Here is a 4,083-nt window from a genome sequence, read left to right on the forward strand (position 1 = left end):
GCCCGGCGAGTCCCGCCCGGCGGCCGAGCCGCGTCGGGTGTCCACGTCGTCGCCCTCGCCGGCGCTGCCCACCGAGCGGACGGCCAGGCCGCAGCAGGCCGGCCCGATACCCAATTCCCCGGTCATGTGGCCGGAGAGCGCACCGGATGTACCACGCCAGCACCCCACGCCGCCGCGTACGCCCACCGGAGGTCTGGAGGCCTCGCCGGTGTGGCGCTTCACCGCGACCGGCGAGATCCTGACGCCTCCGGTGCGCGCCGGCTCGGGGCGCACCGCCAGGGTGCACGTGCACAGCAACGACAACGGCCTGCACACGTTGCACCTCGCCACGCGCGAGTGGCGGTTCGACTCGACCGGTTGGTCGCACCCGCCCGCGGTGGACGGCGAGTTGATGTACCTCTCCAGCCAGGACAACCACGTGTACGCGCTGGAACTGACGTCGCGTCAGTGGCGGTGGAGCTTCCCGACCGGCGGTGAGGTGGTGGCCGCTCCGGTGGTCGCCGACGGCACGGTCTACTTCGGGTCGAGCGACAACGCGCTGTACGCGGTGGACGCGGCGACCGGGCGCTGTCGCTGGCGCTTTCCCACGGGCGGCTGGGCGACGTCGCCGACCGTGGTGGACGGCACGGTCTACTTCGGCTCCAGCGACCGCTGTGTGTACGCGCTGGACGCGTCCACGGGTTGGTGTCGCTGGCGTTTCGCCACGGGCGGCTGGGTGTCCTCGCCGACGGTGGCGAACGGCATCGTGCACGTGGGCAGCACCGACCAGTATCTGTACCTGCTCAACGCCGCCGACGGCGCGATGCGCGGCTGGTTCGGCGCGGGCGGTCCGGTGGCCCAGCCGGCGACGGCGGGCAATCTGTCCTTCTTCGGCAGCGGCGACGGCGGTCTGTACGCGGTCGACGTCAACACCACGCGCTGCGTATGGCGGTTCGGGGCCGAAGGCTGGGTCACCTCGCCGGTGGTGGCCGACGAGACCGTCTACGCGGGCAGCAGCAACGGCTCGGTGATAGCGGTCGGCACGGGCGGCGAACCCCGGTGGCGCTTCACCACGGGCGGCCGGGTGACGTCGCCGATCGTGGCCGACGGGCTGCTTTTCGTGGGCAGCGCGGACCGGCACCTGTACGTGCTCGACGCGGCCACCGGAAAGGGCCCCTCGGAAGCCGGCCCGGGCGCCTGAACCCGCGGCGACGGGATGCTTGTCGACGCGTCGGGCAAGAGATGCGAGATCACCCGACCGCGCCGTCCGGCTTCACCGGCAAGTACGACCCGACCCCGTGCAGTCGCCTGTCGGGCGTCGACCCGAGCCCGTTCGACTACTCCGGAACCTGCTCGCCGGTCATCCGACCAAGCCGGTCGGCCGACCCGCGTTCGGCGCCTGGAGCCCGGGAAGCAACCGCCTACCGGGTCCGACCCGCCACACGCGGAAACGATCTCGGGGTCACGGCGCCCGCAACCGAGGTTTCGGGCGCCCGACTCCGAGATCGTTTCCGCGCGCAGGCTCAGCGGGCGCCGATGGGCGTGTAGTTGCGCTCCGGGATGCCCGTGTAGACCTGCCGCGGGCGGCCGATCTTGGCCTTCGGGTCGCCGATCATCTCGCGCCAGTGGGCGATCCAGCCGGGAAGTCGACCGATCGCGAAGAGCACCGTGAACATCTCGGTGGGGAAGCCCATCGCCCGGTAGATCAGACCGGTGTAGAAGTCCACGTTGGGGTAGAGCTTGCGCTCGACGAAGTAGTCGTCGGCGAGGGCGCGCTCCTCCAACTGCATCGCGAGGTCGAGCAGTTCGTCCTTCTTGCCCATCCGCGACAGCACGTCGTCGGCGGCCTTCTTGATGATCGTCGCGCGCGGGTCGCGGCTCTTGTACACCCGGTGGCCGAAGCCCATCAGGCGCACGCCGTCCTCGCGGTTCTTCACCTTGTTCACGAACGCGTCGACGTCGCCGCCGTCGTTCTTGATCTGCTCCAGCATCTCCAGCACCTGCTGGTTCGCGCCGCCGTGCAGCGGGCCCCACAGCGCGTTGATGCCGGCCGAGATGGACGCGAAGAGGTTCGCCTGGCTGGAGCCGACCAGCCGCACCGTCGACGTCGAGCAGTTCTGCTCGTGGTCGCCGTGCAGGATCAGCAGCTTGTCGAGCGCGTCGACCACGACCGGGTCGGCCTTGTACGACTCCGCCGGCACCGCGAAGGTCATCCGCAGGAAGTTCTCGACGTAGCCGAGCGAGTTGTCCGGGTACAGCAACGGCTGGCCGACCGACTTCTTGTACGCGTAGGCCGCGATCGTCGGCAGCTTGGCGAGAAGCCTTATCGTCGAGAGCCGGACCTGCTCCTCGTCGAACGGGTTGTGGCTGTCCTGGTAGAACGTCGACAGCGCGGACACCACCGAGGACAGCATCGCCATCGGGTGCGCGTCGCGCGGGAAGCCGTCGTAGAAGCGCTTGACGTCCTCGTGCAGCAACGTGTGCTGGCTGATCTCGTCGCGGAAGTTGTCCAGCGAACTCGCCGACGGCAGTTCACCGTAGATCAGCAGGTAGGCCGTCTCCAGGAAGGAGCCCTGGTCGGCGATCTGCTCGATCGGATAACCGCGGTAGCGGAGAATGCCCTCCTCGCCGTCGATGAAGGTGATCGCCGATTTACACGCTGCGGTGTTGACGAACCCCCCGTCGTACGTCACGAGGCCGGTCTTGGCACGAAGTGCCGAGATGTCCACGGCGTTGTCGCCGATCGTGCCCTCGACCAGCGGAAAAGTGTGCTCGTTTCCTTGGTGGCGCAGTACTACCGAGTCCTCGCTCATGGGGGTCCCCTACTTCTCGGCTCAGGCTCCGGCGGCCACCCGGATCGTGTCCGTGCGGTTCCGGTCGTTGTGACATGTGTGCACCAATACGAATAGCAGGCGCGCGAGGCGACCTTGCAGCCACCTCTCACCTACGGGACAAACCGTGAGCCGCGTCACCTGACCCTGGGTGCCGGATCCAGGCGCCCTGAGTCGTCGCGGCCCCAGGTCGCACGAGTGCACGACTTTTGGCTTCCCGTTCCGGGCGTCACCCATGCGGCTGCATCATGAGGGCAGACGATCGGGTGGCCTTGGGAGACGCAGCGTGACCGGTGCGAAGCGGCGCGATTTCGCGCCGTTGGAGCGATACGACCCACGGACGATCGGCCCCTACCGACTGGTGTCGCGGCTCGGTCGCGGCGGTATGGCGCGGGTCTATCTGGCCCTGTCCCCCGCCGGCCGGTTGGTCGCGGTCAAGACGATCCTCGCCGATCGCAGCCGCGACGAGGACTTCCGGCGCAGGTTCGCCCGCGAGGTCCAGGCCGCGCGTCTGGTCAGCGGTGTGTTCACCGCCGCCGTGATGGCCGCCGACCCGGACGCCGACACCCCGTGGCTGGCCACCGCCTTCGTGCCCGCGCCGTCCCTGCGCGACGTGGTCGACGAGTGCGGGCCGCTGCCGCCGGACGCCGTGCGGTGGCTGGCGGCGGGCGTGGCCGAGGCGCTGTCGGCGATCCACGGCGTCGGGCTCGTGCACCGCGACCTGTCACCCGGCAACATCCTGGTCACCCTCGACGGCCCGAAGGTGATCGACTTCGGGCTCGCGTTGGCCGACGACCAGGAGACCGCCAACCTGGTGGGCACGATCGCCTACATGGCCCCCGAGCAGGTCGAGGGGGATTCCGGCACCCGTGAGTCGGACGTGTACGCGATGGGCGCGACGCTGCTGTTCGCCGGCACCGGTCATGCTCCGTACGCGGGCAGCGCGATGAAGATCATGAGCGCGGTGCGCAGCCGCGAGCCCGACCTGACCGGGCTCGCGGACGCGCTGGCCCCGCTCGTCGAGTCCTGCCTCCAGCGCCGGGCCAGGCGGCGGCCCACGACGGAGCAGGTGGTCGACGGTTTCCGGACCGTACTCGCGGGGCGTGAGCGGGCCCACGAAGCGGCCTCGTGGCTGCCGCGCCCGGTGGTGGAACTGCTGTACGAGCACGAGCGGCGGGTGCGGCCGGCGGTGGAGTCGGGGCCGGCGCCGATCCCGCCCCGGCGGCCCGTACCGGCCCCGGAGCGCGTCCCGGCCCCGGAGCGCGTACCGGCT

At 70.2% G+C, this 4,083-nt stretch carries 3 protein-coding genes; 2 read left to right on the top strand and 1 reads right to left on the bottom strand.

Annotated elements, in window-relative coordinates:
• Positions 1-1,180, top strand: a 1,180-nt coding sequence (locus GT354_RS50275; RefSeq protein WP_161364929.1) for a PQQ-binding-like beta-propeller repeat protein, incomplete at its 5' end; no start/stop codon positions are given.
• A gap of 322 nt (positions 1,181-1,502) precedes the next feature.
• Here the strand turns inward: GT354_RS50275 and GT354_RS50280 are convergent.
• A complete protein-coding gene (locus tag GT354_RS50280) occupies positions 1,503-2,792 on the bottom strand; it encodes a citrate synthase (protein WP_161364931.1) in 1,290 nt (429 codons plus the stop codon).
• 304 nt (positions 2,793-3,096) lie between these two features.
• On the opposite strand from GT354_RS50280, the gene GT354_RS50285 reads away from it, so the two are divergent.
• Positions 3,097-4,083 (top strand): serine/threonine-protein kinase (locus GT354_RS50285; protein ID WP_161364933.1); only part of this gene is annotated, 987 nt, incomplete at its 3' end.

It is taken from the genome of Streptomyces sp. SID3343, from assembly GCF_009865215.1.
GTDB lineage: Bacteria > Actinomycetota > Actinomycetes > Streptomycetales > Streptomycetaceae > Embleya.